This window comes from Robertmurraya mesotrionivorans (genome assembly GCF_050971805.1).
Taxonomy (GTDB): domain Bacteria; phylum Bacillota; class Bacilli; order Bacillales; family Cytobacillaceae; genus Robertmurraya_A.
The window spans coordinates 377968-394849 of the sequence record NZ_JBPCCH010000001.1; the positions used below are offsets into that span (position 1 = coordinate 377968).

At 38.6% G+C, this 16882-nt stretch carries 19 protein-coding genes and 1 other annotated feature; all 19 genes read left to right on the forward strand.

Features of this window, described 5'->3' with window-relative positions; all coding sequences use genetic code 11:
* The first annotated feature begins 32 nt into the window (after positions 1 to 32).
* The 19 genes from rpsU (at position 33) to ACRX5O_RS01955 (ending at position 16859) form a co-directional block, all read left to right on the forward strand.
* Complete coding sequence (gene rpsU / locus ACRX5O_RS01865; protein WP_019154564.1) at positions 33 to 206, forward strand: 30S ribosomal protein S21; 174 nt, start codon at positions 33 to 35, stop codon at positions 204 to 206.
* 14 nt (positions 207 to 220) lie between these two features.
* Positions 221 to 664 carry a GatB/YqeY domain-containing protein gene (locus ACRX5O_RS01870; protein ID WP_119709178.1) on the forward strand — a complete coding sequence of 148 codons (444 nt, stop codon included), beginning with the start codon at positions 221 to 223 and terminating at the stop codon, positions 662 to 664.
* Positions 665 to 824: 160 nt separating this feature from the next.
* Positions 825 to 2144, forward strand: a complete 1320-nt coding sequence (locus tag ACRX5O_RS01875) for an NfeD family protein (protein WP_433904743.1) — start codon at positions 825 to 827, stop codon at positions 2142 to 2144.
* A complete protein-coding gene (gene floA / locus ACRX5O_RS01880) occupies positions 2141 to 3130 on the forward strand; it encodes a flotillin-like protein FloA (protein ID WP_162927789.1) in 990 nt (329 codons plus the stop codon). Before ACRX5O_RS01875 ends, floA begins: the two co-directional genes overlap by 4 nt.
* Positions 3131 to 3166: 36 nt before the next feature.
* Positions 3167 to 3661, forward strand: coding sequence for a YqfB family membrane protein (locus ACRX5O_RS01885; protein ID WP_433904374.1), 495 nt, complete (start codon positions 3167 to 3169; stop codon positions 3659 to 3661).
* Positions 3662 to 3744: 83 nt separating this feature from the next.
* Entirely contained in the window at positions 3745 to 4029 is a 285-nt protein-coding gene (yqfC, locus tag ACRX5O_RS01890; protein WP_119709176.1) for a sporulation protein YqfC, read from the forward strand.
* A gap of 41 nt (positions 4030 to 4070) precedes the next feature.
* Positions 4071 to 5264 carry a sporulation protein YqfD gene (yqfD, locus tag ACRX5O_RS01895; protein WP_433904375.1) on the forward strand — a complete coding sequence of 398 codons (1194 nt, stop codon included), beginning with the start codon at positions 4071 to 4073 and terminating at the stop codon, positions 5262 to 5264.
* The gene (locus tag ACRX5O_RS01900; protein ID WP_433904376.1) at positions 5261 to 6226 is read left to right on the forward strand and encodes a PhoH family protein; all 966 of its coding nucleotides are present in this window, start codon (positions 5261 to 5263) and stop codon (positions 6224 to 6226) included. Before yqfD ends, ACRX5O_RS01900 begins: the two co-directional genes overlap by 4 nt.
* Before the next feature lie 130 nt (positions 6227 to 6356).
* Complete coding sequence (locus ACRX5O_RS01905; RefSeq protein WP_433904377.1) at positions 6357 to 8537, forward strand: HD family phosphohydrolase; 2181 nt, start codon at positions 6357 to 6359, stop codon at positions 8535 to 8537.
* The gene (ybeY, locus tag ACRX5O_RS01910) at positions 8534 to 9004 is read left to right on the forward strand and encodes an rRNA maturation RNase YbeY (protein ID WP_433904378.1); all 471 of its coding nucleotides are present in this window, start codon (positions 8534 to 8536) and stop codon (positions 9002 to 9004) included. Before ACRX5O_RS01905 ends, ybeY begins: the two co-directional genes overlap by 4 nt.
* A complete protein-coding gene (locus tag ACRX5O_RS01915) occupies positions 8982 to 9365 on the forward strand; it encodes a diacylglycerol kinase family protein (protein WP_433904379.1) in 384 nt (127 codons plus the stop codon). The genes ybeY and ACRX5O_RS01915 overlap by 23 nt, the downstream gene beginning before the upstream one ends.
* A gap of 200 nt (positions 9366 to 9565) precedes the next feature.
* Positions 9566 to 9967 carry a cytidine deaminase gene (locus tag ACRX5O_RS01920; RefSeq protein ID WP_433904380.1) on the forward strand — a complete coding sequence of 134 codons (402 nt, stop codon included), beginning with the start codon at positions 9566 to 9568 and terminating at the stop codon, positions 9965 to 9967.
* The gene (gene era / locus ACRX5O_RS01925) at positions 9960 to 10877 is read left to right on the forward strand and encodes a GTPase Era (RefSeq protein WP_433904381.1); all 918 of its coding nucleotides are present in this window, start codon (positions 9960 to 9962) and stop codon (positions 10875 to 10877) included. The genes ACRX5O_RS01920 and era overlap by 8 nt, the downstream gene beginning before the upstream one ends.
* Positions 10878 to 11030: 153 nt before the next feature.
* Positions 11031 to 11174, forward strand: a complete 144-nt coding sequence (locus ACRX5O_RS01930) for a YqzL family protein (protein WP_119709169.1) — start codon at positions 11031 to 11033, stop codon at positions 11172 to 11174.
* A gap of 29 nt (positions 11175 to 11203) precedes the next feature.
* Positions 11204 to 11959: a DNA repair protein RecO gene (recO, locus tag ACRX5O_RS01935; RefSeq protein WP_433904382.1), complete on the forward strand. Its 756-nt coding sequence runs from the start codon at positions 11204 to 11206 to the stop codon at positions 11957 to 11959.
* A 46-nt stretch (positions 11960 to 12005) separates the two neighbouring features.
* Positions 12006 to 12183: a binding site (T-box leader), on the forward strand.
* 79 nt (positions 12184 to 12262) lie between these two features.
* Positions 12263 to 13153: a glycine--tRNA ligase subunit alpha gene (glyQ, locus tag ACRX5O_RS01940; RefSeq protein ID WP_433904383.1), complete on the forward strand. Its 891-nt coding sequence runs from the start codon at positions 12263 to 12265 to the stop codon at positions 13151 to 13153.
* Positions 13146 to 15221 (forward strand): glycine--tRNA ligase subunit beta, encoded by a 2076-nt coding sequence (gene glyS / locus ACRX5O_RS01945; protein WP_433904384.1) that lies wholly within the window; start codon positions 13146 to 13148, stop codon positions 15219 to 15221. The genes glyQ and glyS overlap by 8 nt, the downstream gene beginning before the upstream one ends.
* A 130-nt stretch (positions 15222 to 15351) precedes the next feature.
* Positions 15352 to 15984 (forward strand): transcriptional regulator CcpN, encoded by a 633-nt coding sequence (gene ccpN, locus ACRX5O_RS01950; RefSeq protein WP_162927788.1) that lies wholly within the window; start codon positions 15352 to 15354, stop codon positions 15982 to 15984.
* Positions 15985 to 16049: 65 nt separating this feature from the next.
* Positions 16050 to 16859, forward strand: a complete 810-nt coding sequence (locus tag ACRX5O_RS01955) for a pyruvate, water dikinase regulatory protein (RefSeq protein WP_433904385.1) — start codon at positions 16050 to 16052, stop codon at positions 16857 to 16859.
* Positions 16860 to 16882 lie beyond the last annotated feature (23 nt).

Here is a 16882-nt window from a genome sequence, read left to right on the forward strand (position 1 = left end):
AAGTGTGTTGTGTTCGGAGGGAGGGAAAGAGAATGTCTAAAACCGTTGTTCGTAAAAACGAATCGCTTGAAGATGCTCTTCGTCGCTTCAAACGTACTGTATCTAAGTCAGGTACTATACAAGAAGCTAGAAAGCGCGAATTCTACGAAAAGCCTAGCGTTAAGCGTAAGAAAAAGTCTGAAGCTGCTAGAAAACGTAAGTGGTAAGAGAGGGTGTGTAAATGAGTCTTCTCGAGCGTTTAAATAATGATATGAAGCAAGCGATGAAAAACAAAGAAAAAGATAAACTTTCCGTTATTCGGATGGTCAAAGCTTCGTTGCAAAATGAAGCTATTAAAACTGGCCAGGAATTATCCGAGAACGAAGAGTTAACTGTCCTTTCTCGCGAAGTAAAGCAACGCAAGGATTCCCTCCATGAATTTGAAAAAGCAGGTCGTGATGACCTAGTTGAGAAACTACGTACTGAATTATCGTATATAGTCGAATATATGCCAAAACAGCTAACGGAAGAGGAACTTTCCGATATAGTGAAAGCGGCGATATTAGAAACAGGTGCTTCTACAAAGGCTGAGATGGGAAAAGTGATGGCAGTACTAATGCCTAAAGTAAAAGGCAAGGCTGATGGATCACTTGTTAATAAACTTGTACAACAACACCTTTCATAATAAACATGCTTTAAAGACTGCAGGGATTCTGCAGTCTTTTTACATATACTTTGTATAAAGAAACTGATTAAGATTTGAAACCTTTTTGCAGGAGCATCCGTATACATACTATGCATCAAGTGAGGAAGGAGGGAAATGGGTGAAGCTTTGTCGATGGATCATGGTCATTTCTTTTTTTATGGTTGGTATATTGTCGATCCTTCCGCTTAAAGGAGGAGCTCAAGGCGAAGCTGTATATGTAGTACCTGTGGAAGAAACAGTTGAGAAAGGTCTTTACGCCTTCTTATCGAGAGCTGTAAAAGAGGCTGAAGAAGAAAATGCAAAGGCAATCATTTTTACAATCAATACACCAGGAGGCGCTGTCGATGCGGCAGGGAAAATAGGCCAATTACTGTCGGCGACGAATATAAAAACCATTGCGTTTGTTGACAATCAAGCGTTATCAGCAGGAGCGTATATTTCACTCAATATGGATGAGATTTATATGGTGCCAAGTGGAACCATTGGTTCGGCTGCAGTCATTGACCAAGCAGGAAATGCTGCTGATGAAAAGGCTCAATCCTACTGGCTAAGTGCCATGAAAGCTGCCGCGGAACAAAGCGGTCGGGATCCCATCTATGCGCTAGCGATGGCTGATCGTGAAGTAGACTTGCCTGAGTATGGGGCACCAACAGGAAAGTTGTTAACATTGACTGCAGATCAGGCAGAGGAAGTGGGATATTCAGAAGGGACGGTTACCAGCCTAGAGGATTTACTTTCAGTACTTGATCTTTCTGGCGCCAAACTCGTAGATGTAGAAGCGAGCTTTGCAGAAAAAGTTGCACGATTCATCACTCATCCTGTCGTTGTTCCGATTTTGCTATCGATTGGTAGTCTTGGCTTAATCCTTGAATTATACTCACCAGGGTTTGGAATCCCAGGATTTATGGGACTTTCATCGTTGCTACTATTCTTCTACGGACATTTAGTGGCAGGATTAGCTGGTTTTGAAACATTAATCCTATTTGTGATAGGGATTGGACTCATATTGCTGGAGTTGTTTTTACCTGGTGGAATTGCAGGTATTTTTGGTCTAGCGGCCATTTTAGCAAGTTTGTTTCTAGCCACGGATAATGTTGTTCATATGGGAATCTCGATTCTCATTGCATTAAGTATTTCCGTATTAGCGTCTATCTTAATGGTAAAGGTGTTTGGTAAAAAGATGAAATTCTTTAGAAGGATTATTCTAACTGACTCCACAAAAAGCGAAGCCGGTTACGTTTCAAATAAAAATCGACCGGAGATCGTAGGGAAAGAGGGAATGACTCTCACGGCATTACGTCCAGCAGGTACCATTGTTTTAGATGATGAGCGTATTGATGTGGTTAGTGAGGGGAGTTTTATTGGGAAAGATAAGAGAGTAAAGATTGTCAAATCTGAAGGAGCTAGAATAGTTGTTAGAGAGTTAACAGAACCATTGTCTAAGGAGGAAGAAGAATGATTTTAGGATCTGGAACGATATTTGTTATTGTTTTAGTTGTATTAGGAATTGTTTTATTATCTGTTTTGCTCACGTTTGTACCAGTTATGCTCTGGATTTCAGCGCTTGCTGCAGGTGTTAAGGTAAGCATTTTTACACTGATTGGAATGAGATTACGTCGAGTTATTCCAAGTAGAGTAATCAACCCTTTAATTAAGGCGCATAAAGCAGGCTTGGATGTTACAACCAATCAACTAGAAAGCCATTACTTAGCAGGTGGTAATGTAGATAGAGTGGTTAATGCATTAATTGCCGCTCACCGCGCCAATATCGAATTATCTTTCGAACGTGCGGCAGCGATTGATTTAGCGGGTCGTGATGTATTAGAGGCTGTACAGATGAGTGTAAATCCAAAGGTAATTGAAACTCCATTTATCGCAGGGGTTGCAATGGATGGAATTGAGGTAAAAGCAAAAGCGAGAATTACCGTGCGTGCAAATATTGATCGTTTAGTCGGTGGTGCTGGTGAAGAAACAATTGTAGCTCGTGTTGGGGAAGGGATTGTTTCAACAATCGGTTCCTCTGACAATCATAAAAAAGTGTTAGAAAATCCAGATATGATCTCACAAACCGTCTTGTCAAAAGGCTTAGATGCGGGTACGGCATTTGAAATTTTGTCGATTGATATTGCGGATGTTGATATCGGAAAGAATATTGGTGCTGAATTACAAACGGAACAAGCGGAAGCAGATAAAAAGATTGCTCAAGCAAAAGCAGAGGAACGCAGAGCAATGGCAGTAGCTCAGGAACAGGAAATGAAAGCACGCGTTGAAGAAATGAGAGCAAAAGTAGTAGAAGCGGAAGCGAAGGTACCACTTGCAATGTCAGAGGCGTTAACTTCTGGGAAAATTGGTGTGATGGATTATTTAAATATCCAAAACATTGCGGCTGACACGAGTATGAGAGATTCTATTGGTAAACCAGACGGAAATACGGATAAAAAATAATACGATTACTGACGTAAAGCAAGGAGGTGTCCATCTTTGCAATTTCTATTGGAAAATCCCTTTATCTTAGTTGTATTGATCGGGATTATTTCTTCCTTCTATAAACAGATGAAGGGCACGGGGGAAGACGACCGTCAAAAGCGTAAACAGCCAAAGCCTTTTCTCCCTGGACAAACATCAGAGAAATCAAAACCTTTCATCGACTTTGATTTTGGAGAACTTCAACAAAAGTTTGAACGTCCACAAATGGAAAAGAAAGAGCCTGTAGAAACACGAAGCTTGAGCACCAATCGAGTGCAAGAAGTAAAAAACACGAATCGAGAACAACTGTATACTCCAAACAAGAAGGTGGACCGTCAAACGACGGGAAGATTAAATCAGCAGCCGAGAGTGGAATCGGCTGCAAAAACAGATCATGACCTCCGTGTGTCTAGCCAGACATTAAGGGATGCTGTTATTTGGTCAGAAATTTTAGGCCCACCTAAAGCAAAACAGGGTTATCATCGAAAAAGAACGAATTCACACTACTAAAACACGGCAGGATTTGCTTAAAAAAGTAGTGCTAGAACCCCCATTCATTTCATAAACATGAGATGAAAGGGGGTTCTTTTTTTATGGCTAAAAGGTGGGGGCAACGTGTAAGAAACTGGATGACCCAAACAATGGATCTTCCACAAGATGTCATGATGGATTTACCCCGCATCACTATGATTGGTCAAATCCACATCTATATTGAGAACCACCGTGGCTTACTCACTTTCTCAGAGAAAGAGCTTAGACTGCTTTTAAAGCAAGGGCAGTTGTTAATAAAGGGCAAGGCATTTGTCATTAAGACGATACTTCCAGAAGAGATTCTACTTGAAGGGAAAATTGAACACGTTATTTATCTTGAAGAATAAGAGTTTAAATTGATTTCGTCTGAAAGGTAAGGAGGCAGAATATGAAGAACCAATGGATTTACTACTATACGGGAATTGTATCTGTAAAGGTGACAGGAAAAGGCCTTGAAAGATTTATTAACACGCTAACAAGAGAGCAGGTTTCAATCTGGAGAGTAAAGCGTCATGGCGTAAACGCCATGAGCTTTGAAATAAGAGTGGATGATGCCCATAAAATTAGGAAGGTTGTTAGGAACTCAGGCTGTAAAATTGAGTTCCAGCGACGGACAGGCCTTCCTTTTCTGATGAAAAGAGCATATAAAAATATTGGTTTCTTTATCGGTGCTTTTCTTTTTTTTATTGTCATAACCCTGCTTTCAAACATGGTATGGGGAATCGAAATTAAAGGAGCAGACCCAGCAACAGAATATAAGATCCGAAAAACCCTTGATGAAATAGGAGTAAAAAAGGGGAAATTTCAGTGGTCCTTAGGTACCCCAGATGCGATTCAAAAGTCGATTACAGACAGTATGGATGAATTAACATGGATAGGAGTGGAGTTACAGGGGACAACCTACCACTTACAAGTAGTCGAAAAAAATGAACCTGAAAAACAAATGGAATACGGCCCACAAAATTTAGTAGCCAAAAAGAAAGCAACGGTTGTTGACTATTTTGTTGAAGAAGGTAAAACGGTGGTTTCTCTTAATGAAGTCGTTTCTCCAGGAAAAGTTTTAGTGTCAGGTACGATTGGAAGGGAAGGAGAGGAGCAGCTCGTTCCAGCAAGGGGAGAGGTTTTAGGTGAAACTTGGTATTGGACAGAAGTGGAACTTCCTTTGTCAACGAACTTTCAAGTATACACGGGAAATGAAGTAAGAAAACATGCAATAACTATAGGTGGGTTCAATATTCCTGTTTTGGGGTTTGGGAAGGTCGAGTACAAACAATCGGTTACAGAGGAAAATACGAAGCCAATTAAATTCCTAAAATGGAATTTGCCGATTTCTTACCAACAATCCACGATTCGTGAAAGTGAAAATGAGACAAGGGTATATACGGAAAAACAAGCATATACTGTCGCAAGAGAAATGGCTAGAAAAGATATAAAAAGTCTCCTACCTGAAGATGCTAAAATAAAAGGGGAAAAAGTTTTGCGCCAATTGGTCAAGAATGGTAAAGTTAACTTAATTGTTCATTTTCAAGTAATTGAAAATATTGCAGAACCTCAACCAATTACTCAAGGAGACTCGGAATGACAGAAGAACTAAAAACGATTAGTGTAAATCTCGAAAATCCAAATGAAGCCATAGCTCTATTAGGTAATTCTGATGCAAATATTAAAATGATTGAGCAGGAATTGGGTGTATCGATTGTAACCAGAGGTGAAACCGTAAGTGTGTCGGGTTCAACTGAAAATGTTGAAATGGTTACAAGCATTATCAGCAATCTATTGTATGTTATTAGAAAAGGCATTAATATTAGCGGACGAGATTGTTTGTATGCCATTCAAATGTCTAAAAAAGGTACATTGGAGTACTTTAAGGACATATATGAAGAAGAAATTACGAAAAATGCGAAAGGTAAGTCAATAAGAGTTAAAACTCTCGGTCAGCAGCAGTATTTAACGGCGATGAAGAAGCATGATCTCGTTTTTGGTATTGGTCCAGCAGGTACGGGAAAAACGTATTTAGCTGTGGTTATGGCAGTGAATGCCTTGAAAAATGGAAATGTAAAACGAATTATCTTAACGAGACCGGCAGTCGAAGCGGGAGAAAGTCTTGGATTTTTACCAGGGGACTTAAAAGAAAAGGTTGACCCGTATTTACGTCCATTATATGATGCACTTCATGATATCTTAGGAACGGAGCATACACAGCGTATGATCGAACGAGGAACGATAGAAATTGCTCCTCTAGCCTATATGAGGGGAAGAACCTTAGATGATGCCTTTGTTATTCTAGATGAAGCACAAAACACAACACAGGCACAGATGAAAATGTTCTTAACCCGTCTTGGATTCGGCTCTAAAATGGTCATTACCGGTGATCAAACACAAATTGACTTACCGAAAGGTGTAAAGTCAGGTTTGATTGCGGCGGAGTCCATTCTATCTACCGTAAAGGGGATTTCCATTATTCATTTAGAACAAAGCGATGTGGTTAGACACCCTCTAGTAGGTCGAATCATCCAAGCGTACGAAAAGCAATCTAATGAGTAAACCGTTCGAGTATTAAACGAACGGTTTTTTCTTGTTTTTTGAAAAAGATGCATCTTCCCTGAAAAACTGTTATCATTTTACATATGTGGCATTTATTTTGTTTAATGATAAGAATTGGAGGAGAGTCATAGTGGAAAAGATTCAACAACAGTTGATGAAAATTAGAGGCTTATTGGATCTACGAATTTTTCGGGTCTTGTTATTCCTCGTCCTTGGCTTAGTCCTTTATGCCTCCATGTTTACCAATGTTAAGCCAGAAAAAATGGATTTACGCTTGTTTTCGATAGCGAATCAAACCGTAAGATCTCCAGTAACGATCTCTGATAAAGAGAGTACCGAAAAGAAGAGAGAAGAAGCTGAAGACAGTGTTCAAGATGTCTATTATATGAAAAAGGAAACAAATGAGAATCGAGTCGATTTAATTACCTCAATCTTCGATGCAGCAACGGAAGTGAAAAAGGAGCTGCAAGACCAAGTAAACGCTTCAGAAGGAACTTCTCAGGGGCAAGAAAGTGAAAATTCTGGGGGTGCTCCTTCAGACAATGAAGTTGTCGACAAGATGAAGGGAAAGCTAACAGAGGAGGTAACAAGAAGTATTTCTGATTCTGTCTTGCTAGCACTTGTCTCATCCTCCAAGGAAGAGTTATCTGTTGCCAAGGATGTGACCATAACCGCTATAAATACGGTTATGAATCGAAGAATTCCAGCAGATGAAGTGGAAAATAGTAAGAGGCTTGTAGAAGAAGAACTGAAACTAACTTCTATGAGCAGTCAATTAAAAGCAGCTGTAATTGAATTAGGACGATATGCAGTTGTTCAAAATGAATTTTTTGATTTAGAGGCTACTCAGGAGCTGAGGGAACAGGCGAAGGAAAGTGTTGAGCCAGTAAAGATATTACAAGGGCAAATAATTGTTGAGGAGAATCAGCTGATTAGTAGAGAAGTCTTCCGTCAGCTAGAGCTTGTCGGCCTTACAGACAATCAGCAATCAACACTGCCTTTTATCGGATTAGCACTTCTTGTTATGGTAATGGTAATTGCTCTGTACTATTACTTCCATGAACTCAAAGTGAGTGGAGATATGAAGCAAAATTACTTGCTTTTGTTTAGCATTATCTTTATTCTTTCAATCGTGATGTTAAAAGGAATTAGCCTTCTTCAACAATTTGAGTTTTCAGATTTAGGTTATTTATTTCCTGCTGCTATGGCAGCCATGTTAATTAAAATTTTGGTGGACGATAGACTAGCGATTTTAACAACCATTATTTTAGCTCTTTGCGGAACCATTTTGTTTAGTGAAAACATAACAAGCTCACTCAATGTAAATATTGGCATCTACATCATTTGTAGTGGTTTAGCGAGCATAATGTTTTTAAGTAAACAAAATCAGAGGATGAAAATTCTACAGGCGGGTATGTTTGTTTCTTTAATAAATATCATCATTATTTTTGCTTTGTTATTTATTAACAATGGTCACTATAATGCCAAGGAATATACGTTTTATTTTGGTGGTGCCTTTACATCGGGAATTATTGCGGCGATTCTAACCATCGGGCTCCTTCCATTTTTCGAGGCCGGATTTGGAATCCTTTCAACGATGAGATTGATTGAATTATCAAATCCAAATCATCCGCTTCTTAGAAAAATACTTACGGAGGCACCTGGAACCTACCATCATTCTATTATGGTAGCAAATCTTGCCGAGTCAGCATGTGAGGCAATCGGTGCAAACGGCTTATTAGCAAGGGTAGGATGCTATTATCACGATATTGGGAAGACAAAGAGACCACAATTTTTTATTGAAAATCAAATGAATATTGAAAATCCTCATGATCGCTTGCCGCCACAAACGAGCAAAAATATTATAGTGGCACATGCCACAGATGGTGCTGAACTACTAAGACAATACAAAATGCCTAAAGAAATTGTTGATATTGCTGAACAACATCATGGCACTACTTTACTCAAGTTCTTTTACCACAAGGCAAAACAAAATGGCAATGAGGTGCGAGAAGAGGATTATCGTTATCCTGGACCAAAAGCTCAAAACAAGGAAATTGCCATAATCGGAATAGCTGATAGTGTGGAGGCAGCCGTTCGTTCTATGCAACATCCTAATCCTGAACAAATAGAAAGCTTGGTTAAAAGTATTATTGCAGATCGATTACAGGATGGGCAGCTGAATGAATGTGACTTAACACTCAAGGAAATAGAAATCATCTCAAATACACTATGTGAAACGTTAAAGGGAATCTTCCATTCTCGAATTGAATATCCAGAAATTACGAAACAGAAGGTGAAACAAGCATGAACTTAAGTATCGATTTTTTAGATGAAACAAATGAAATGACAGAAAAAGCGATTGAGCAAATTGAAGAGTTATTAAATTTAGCTCAAAAAAAACTTCAAATCACAGACCCTTGTGAGCTATCCGTTACATTTGTTGATAATAACCGTATTCAAGAAATTAACCGTGAATACAGAGGTAAGGATAAGCCAACAGATGTAATTTCTTTCGCATTAGAGGAACTCGGAGAGGGAGAAATCCAAATAAGCGGTGCAAACATGCCAAGAGTACTCGGAGATATCATTATTTCAACTGATAGAGCTCGAGAACAGGCTTCGGACTACGGGCATACTGTTGAACGTGAGTTAGGTTTTTTAGCTGTCCATGGCTTTCTTCATTTATTAGGTTATGATCATGAGACAGAAGCAGAGGAAAAGGAAATGTTTGATCTTCAACGGAGTATATTGGATGAGTACGGGCTCGGACGATAAAAGAAAGTATAAAACGAGACATGTCCTATATTCTTTCCGGCATGCCCTATCCGGGTTTAGTAAGGCAGTAAAAGAGGAGAGGAATATGAGAATTCATCTTTTCTTTACAATGTTAGTTGTCTTGCTTGGCTATTTGCTACAAGTTTCTATAGTTGAGTGGGTGTTTCTCCTCTTATCAATAGGAGGAGTGATCTCCTTAGAACTAATTAATTCGAGTATAGAAAACCTTGTGGATTTAGTGACAGAGGAATTTCATCCACTAGCAAAAAAAGCAAAGGATATGGCTGCGGCGGCAGTCTTTATCTTTTCCATTGTGAGCATCATCATTGGTATGATTATTTTTATACCAAGGCTATGGTAATAGGGAACCGAACCTATTTTCGGTTCCATTTTTATTTGAAATCGCATTCAAGAAAGAGTAAAATAGGGAAACGAATTGAAGGAATTGATTAATATTTAGAAAATTCAATCTTCTTCATTACATTTTTGCTACAATCGATGAAATGCAGAACAAAATAGGGTAAAATAGGAGTATGCAGTCTCCTGAAAGGAAGTATTAATTTGAGCAAGCAAGAAACATTAATTAAAGAAGCGAAAATTGCAAGAGAAAAAGCTTATGTACCATATTCGAAGTTCCAAGTGGGAGCTGCCCTCTTAACGACTGATGGAAAAGTATATCATGGGTGTAACGTAGAAAATGCTGCTTTTAGCATGACCAATTGTGCGGAGAGAACCGCGTTTTTCAGTGCCTATGCTGGGGGAGATCGTCAGTTTGAGATGCTTGCCGTGGTTGCAGATACAGAAGGTCCTGTCTCTCCATGTGGAGCATGTCGTCAAGTTATTTCAGAGTTATGTCCTAAAGACATGAAAGTTATTTTAACAAATTTAAAAGGCGATACACAAGAATTAACCGTGGCAGAATTACTACCAGGAGCATTTTCACCGGAGGATCTAAATGAGTAATAATCAAAAGCAAGAGCACAAATCAGGGTTTATCTCAATCATCGGCCGTCCAAATGTTGGGAAATCAACGTTCCTCAATCGTGTAATCGGACAAAAAATCGCTATTATGAGTGATAAACCACAAACTACAAGAAATAAAGTACAAGGTGTACTAACAACCAATGATGCACAATTAGTATTTATTGATACACCAGGAATTCATAAGCCAAAGCATAAGCTTGGGGACTTTATGATGAAGGTTGCTCAAAACACATTAAAAGAAGTCGATATTGTTCTTTTTATGGTGAATGCAGAAGAAGGTTTTGGTCGTGGTGAAGAGTTTATTTTAGATAAATTCCAATCAATTAAAACACCTGTATTCCTCGTGATTAACAAAATTGATCTTGTTCATCCTGACCAACTCATGGAAATTATCGTGTCGTATAAAGAAAAATATCCTTTTGCTGAAATCATTCCCATCTCTGCGCTTGAAGGAAATAACCTAGAGGTCTTGCTTGATGTGATTAAGAAATATATTCCTGAAGGACCTCAGTATTATCCAGCCGACCAAGTAACAGATCATCCAGAAAGATTTATCGTGTCAGAGCTAATACGTGAGAAGGCATTGCATTTAACAAGAGAAGAAATTCCTCATTCATTAGCGGTTGTTATTGAGAAAATGGAACGCTTAGAAGACAAAGATGTCGTACACGTTATGGCAACCATTATCGTAGAACGTGATTCCCAAAAAGGAATTATTATTGGTAAACAAGGAAGCATGTTAAAGGAAATTGGAAAACGTGCAAGGCAGGATATTGAGAACTTGTTGGGAACAAAAGTATTTTTAGAATTATGGGTTAAGGTTCAGAAGGATTGGCGCAACAAAATGTCCCAACTGAGAGATTTTGGGTTCCGTGAGGACGAATATTGATTTACCATTTTTAGATTATTATTCATCTTTCTAGTTTATGCACCTTTTTTATTAACAATATTTTCGACTCATTATTTTTGGTAGACAAGGCTATGATAATGGTAACGATTTGGATTTATTGCTAGTCAACTATTTGAAAGGTGGGGGTTTTTGATGATGGATTTTACCTGGAAAGTTTTTTCGCAGACAGGTAACATTGACACTTATCTGCTCTTTAAGGAGTTAGAGAAGGAGAATCAAGACATACCCGGGAATCAGGATGATGAGCTAGCAGAGGTTGAATTTCCATATCTCTAGGTTTGTCTCGTACTAGGATGGTGTTCTAGATGTTTCAAAAATGCGAAGGCATCGTCATTCGAACAAATCATTATGGTGAAACAAATAAAATAGTCACTCTATTCACACGTGAATGGGGGAAAATTGGGGTGATGGCACGCGGCGCAAAAAAGCCAAACAGCCGTTTAGCTGCCATCACTCAGCTTTTTACATACGGTCAATTCCTAGTGCAAACAGGCAGCGGACTAGGGAGTTTGCAGCAAGGTGAAATGCTTTCCTCGATGCGGTCAATCAAGGAGGATATCTTCCTAACCGCTTATGCAAGTTACGTTATTGATCTAACAGATAAAAGCACTGACGAAAAAAAGGCAAATCCTTTTTTATTTGAGATGCTATATCAAACGCTAAATTATATTAACGAAGGCTATGACCCAGAAATTATTGTTCATATTTTTGAAGTGAAAATGTTGAATACATTAGGGTTGTATCCCGTCCTTAATCAATGTGCCGTTTGTGGAAGTACAGACGGTCATTTTTCTTTTTCAATTAGAGAGGGTGGATTTATCTGTCATCGCTGTTTGGAAAAGGATCCATATCACTATAAAATCTCACAATCAACAGTAAAACTACTTCGTTTATTTTATTTTATTGATATGAGTAGGTTAGGGAATATATCTGTAAAGCAAGAAACAAAGGATGAGCTTAAAAAAATTATTAATGCTTATTATGATGAATACTCCGGTTTACATTTAAAAACAAAAAAATTTCTGAATCAGATTAGCCAATTAGGAAGTAATGACTTTTAAGAGTTGACAACGACCTTTGTTTCAGCTAAGATTCAAATTAAATTTAATATTTGCGTTGAAGGAAAGGAGTACTTAACTTTCTCTACTTAGAAGCGATCCTAGGACGGTGTAAGCTAGGAATAGAGTGTTAAGGAAGGGCGTTCCCGAGCAATTTCGGATTAAGGTGGCTGACGTTTTTATCGTCGGCAAATAGGGTGGAACCGCGGGTAACTCTCGTCCCTATGCTCAAAGGCATAGGAGACGGGAGTTTTTTTGTTTGCCAAAAATGATCATCTCTTATGCGATAAATTTTGGAGGTGTACGATGAATATTCAAGACATGATTTTAACTTTGCAAAAGCATTGGTCTGATCAAGGATGTATTTTAATGCAAGCTTACGATGTAGAAAAGGGAGCAGGTACCATGAGCCCCTACACATTCTTACGTGCAATTGGCCCTGAACCATGGAATGTGGCGTATGTGGAGCCGTCAAGACGACCAGCCGACGGAAGATACGGTGAAAACCCTAATCGCTTGTACCAACATCACCAATTCCAAGTGATTATGAAGCCTTCTCCTGACAATATTCAGGAAATTTATCTTGATTCGTTGAAGGCGCTGGGAATTGATCCTCTTCAGCACGATATTCGTTTTGTAGAAGATAATTGGGAAAATCCATCGCTTGGATGTGCAGGGCTTGGTTGGGAAGTATGGTTAGACGGCATGGAGATAACCCAATTTACATATTTCCAACAGGTAGGGGGACTTGAGTGTAAGCCTGTTTCAGTTGAAATAACTTATGGAATCGAGCGCCTTGCTTCATATATTCAAGAAAAGGAAAATGTATTTGATCTAGAGTGGACCAACGGATTTACCGTTCGTGATATTTTCTTACAGCCTGAATATGAGCACTCAAAATATACTTTTGAAACATCAGATCCTGAAATGCTTTTTAATCTGTTTAACATTTATGAAAAAGAAGCACATCGTCAAATGAACGAAGGTCTTGTTCATCCCGCTTATGACTATGTCTTAAAATGCTCTCATGTATTTAATCTTCTGGATGCTAGAGGCGCCATTTCGGTTACTGAACGTACTGGTTTTATCGGTCGATGTAGAAACCTAGCAAGAAAGGTAGCTAAAACGTTCTATGAAGAGAGAGAAAAGTTAGGATTCCCAATTCTACAGCAAAAGGGGGAAGATACACATGAATAAGCAAGATTTATTAATTGAAATCGGGCTTGAGGAGATGCCGGCTCGTTTCGTTACAGGGTCAATTGAACAATTAACATCAAAAATAGAGAACTGGCTAAAAGAGAAAAAGATTTCATTTGATTCCATCACTCATTTTTCTACTCCAAGACGTCTAGCTGTCATTGCTTACGGTGTTAGTACTAGCCAAGAGGATGTTGAGGAAGAGGCAAAAGGACCTGCTAAAAAAATCGCCGTTGACCACGAAGGGAATTGGTCAAAAGCAGCAGTAGGATTTACTAAAGGTCAAGGAATGTCTGTTGAGGATATATATTTTAAAGAGATTAATGGGGTTGAGTATGCTCATGTACGAAAGTTTACAAAGGGGCAAGCGACGAAAGAGATACTTCCGGAGATAGAACATATTATTACCGGACTAACATTCCCTAAAAATATGCGTTGGGCAAATGAAACACTAAAATATATTCGTCCAATTAAATGGTTACTTCCTATATATGGAACAGAGATTATCCCATTTACGATCACGAATGTATCGACAAGCAATCGTACAAACGGGCATCGTTTCCTAGGGAAAGAAGTAGAAATCGGTTCACCAGAAGAGTATGTAACTAAGCTTTTAGGTGAATTTGTTATTGCGAATGCAGAAGAAAGAAAAGACGCAATTCTCTCCCAAATTTCTAAGTTAGAAGAAGAGCAAGGCTGGACGATTCCTGTCGATGAGGAATTATTAGAGGAAGTAACGAATCTAGTTGAATACCCAACAGCTTTATTCGGAAGATTTGAGGAAGAATTTCTAGAGCTTCCGGAAGAAGTTCTTATCACATCGATGAAAGAGCATCAGCGCTATTTCCCTGTAAAGAAAAAGGACGGAACACTTTTGCCGTTCTTTGTAACAGTAAGAAATGGTGATCATATGCATCTTGAGACAGTAGCAAAGGGAAATGAGAAGGTACTTAGAGCAAGACTATCAGATGCAGCATTTTTCTATAGAGAAGATCAAAAAACGAATATTTCCGATGCTATAGCTAAGCTTGCTTCAATTGTATATCATGAGGAAATTGGTACCCTTTCTGAAAAGGTTGCACGAGTTCGTTCACTAACAAATCAGTTAGCAGAATTATTAACCTTTAATGATGAAGATAAAAAGACAGCAGATCGTGCTGCGGAAATCAGTAAGTTTGATTTAGTCACTCATATGGTATATGAATTCCCAGAACTTCAAGGTTTCATGGGTGAGAAGTATGCTAGACAAAAAGGGGAATCTGAAGCGGTTGCTGTTGCCATTAATGAACACTACATGCCAAGAAACGCGGAAGACTCTACTCCTAAGTCAAATAGTGGGGCAATTCTTGCCTTAGCAGAGAAATTAGATACGATTGTCTCGTTTTTTGCAATTGGCAATATTCCAAGCGGCTCACAGGATCCGTACGCATTAAGAAGACAAGCTTCAGGAATTGTTCAAATCTTAATCAATAAAGAATGGAATGTTTCATTAACTGATCTTCTACGTCTCTCTATTCTTTCTATTAAGGAGAAGGGAATTGGAGAAAAAAGTGAAGAAGAGTTACTACTTGAGCTTGTAGCTTTCTTCAAGCTCCGCTTAAAGCACTATTTACAAGAACAAAGCATTCGCTATGACATCATCGATGCCGTATTAGAAAAGAACATTACAGCTTTACCTACGCTGGTCAAAAAGGCATTTGTTCTGCAAACGAAAAAAGATGGTAGTGGGTTTAAAGAGACGGTTGAAGCTCTTAGCCGTGTGCTAACCATCTCGAATAAAGCGGTGGAAAATACGGAAATCAATGAATCCCTGTTTGAAAATGAGTACGAGACGGCACTATATAATCAATATCTTGGTGTGAAATTGGGATTGGAATCAAATGAAGCTAGTGAGGAAGAGTTTTTCGACAAACTTGCATCTTTACAAGGGGCAATCAACGACTTCTTTGACCATACAATGGTCATGGCAGAGGATCAAGCGTTGAAAAACAACCGATTAGCATTAATGTCACAGTTGGCAGAATTGATTATCAGCTTTGCGAATGTGAAGGAAATTGTAACAAAATAATCTTTTTTAAAGAGGGCCTTCTGAATGGTGAAGGCCCTTTTTATCCTTATGTCTTTTCATTTATGAGAGATAGTATATAATAATTTTATATAAGTATGACATACATATGAGCCTAAAGGGCGATTAGGTGGTGAGTACAATCGAGCTAAATAAACGGCAAGAGCATATTTTGCAAATTGTGAAGGAAAATGGGCCGATAACTGGAGAGCATATTGCAGAACGACTCAATCTAACGAGAGCTACACTTCGACCAGATCTAGCTATTTTAACCATGGCTGGATATTTGGATGCACGGCCGCGGGTAGGTTATTTTTACACAGGGAAATCAGGCACTCAATTATTAACTGAGAACTTAAAGAAACTGTATGTGAAGGATTATCAGTCTATTCCTGTAGTTGTGAACGAAAACGTTTCTGTTTACGATGCGATCTGTACCATGTTTCTCGAAGATGTTGGGACATTATTTGTTGTCGATCAATCTTCGTTGCTCACGGGCGTATTGTCGAGAAAAGATCTACTTAGAGCAAGTATTGGAAAGCAGGAACTAACCACATTACCAGTGCATATCATCATGACAAGAATGCCTAATGTTACCATGTGCGGAAAAGACGATCTTCTCATTGATGTGGCGCATAAATTAATTGATAAGCAGATTGATGCATTGCCTGTTGTTAGGGAATCGGAAAGAGGTTTCGAAGTTCTTGGCAGAATTACTAAAACGAACTTAACAAAAGCGTTTGTCGCATTAGCAGAAGGAAATTAACGATCGAAAATGAAATTACTCGATTCGCATAAGATTATTACAAATGATGTAGGAGATGAGGAAGTATGGGGAAAATGCCAATCGTCTACGTGGTATCTGATTCTGTAGGAGAAACTGCAGAGCTCGTGACAAAAGCAGCGATAAGCCAATTTGATGGACAAGAAGTCACAATCAAAAGGTTTCCATATGTAGAGGATAAATCCAATATTGACGAAGTGATTTCACTTGTGAAATTAGACGGTGGGATGGTTGCCTATACACTTGTTAAGCCAGATATGCGCGAGTATATGAGGGATACAGCGAAGGCAGAAGGAATTTATGCTTGTGATATTATTGGACCTTTAATTGACCAAATTCAAGATATTTGTGGCAAACAACCTCTATTTGAACCGGGTTTAGTTAGGAAGCTTGATGAGGATTATTTTAAAAAGGTGGAAGCAATTGAATTTGCAGTTAAGTATGATGATGGTCGGGATCCGCGAGGAATCTTAAAGGCGGATATCGTCTTAGTGGGTGTTTCGAGAACTTCAAAAACCCCATTATCACAGTACCTGGCTCATAAACGTATTAAAGTGGCGAATGTTCCACTTGTTCCAGAGGTTGATCCTCCTGAGGAATTGTTTAAAGTACCTTCAGAGAAATGTTTCGGATTAAAAATAAGCCCAGAAAAACTAAATAATATTAGGCGTGAAAGACTTCTTTCTTTAGGTTTAAATGATCGAGCAAGCTACGCGAATATCGAACGGATTAAAGACGAAATTGAGTATTTTGATAAAATTGTCTCAAGAATTGGATGTCATGTAATCGATGTAACCAACAAAGCTGTTGAGGAAACAGCTAATGTCATTTTAAACCGTTACTTAAAAAGAGGATAAATAAAAGAAATAGCGCATAAAAT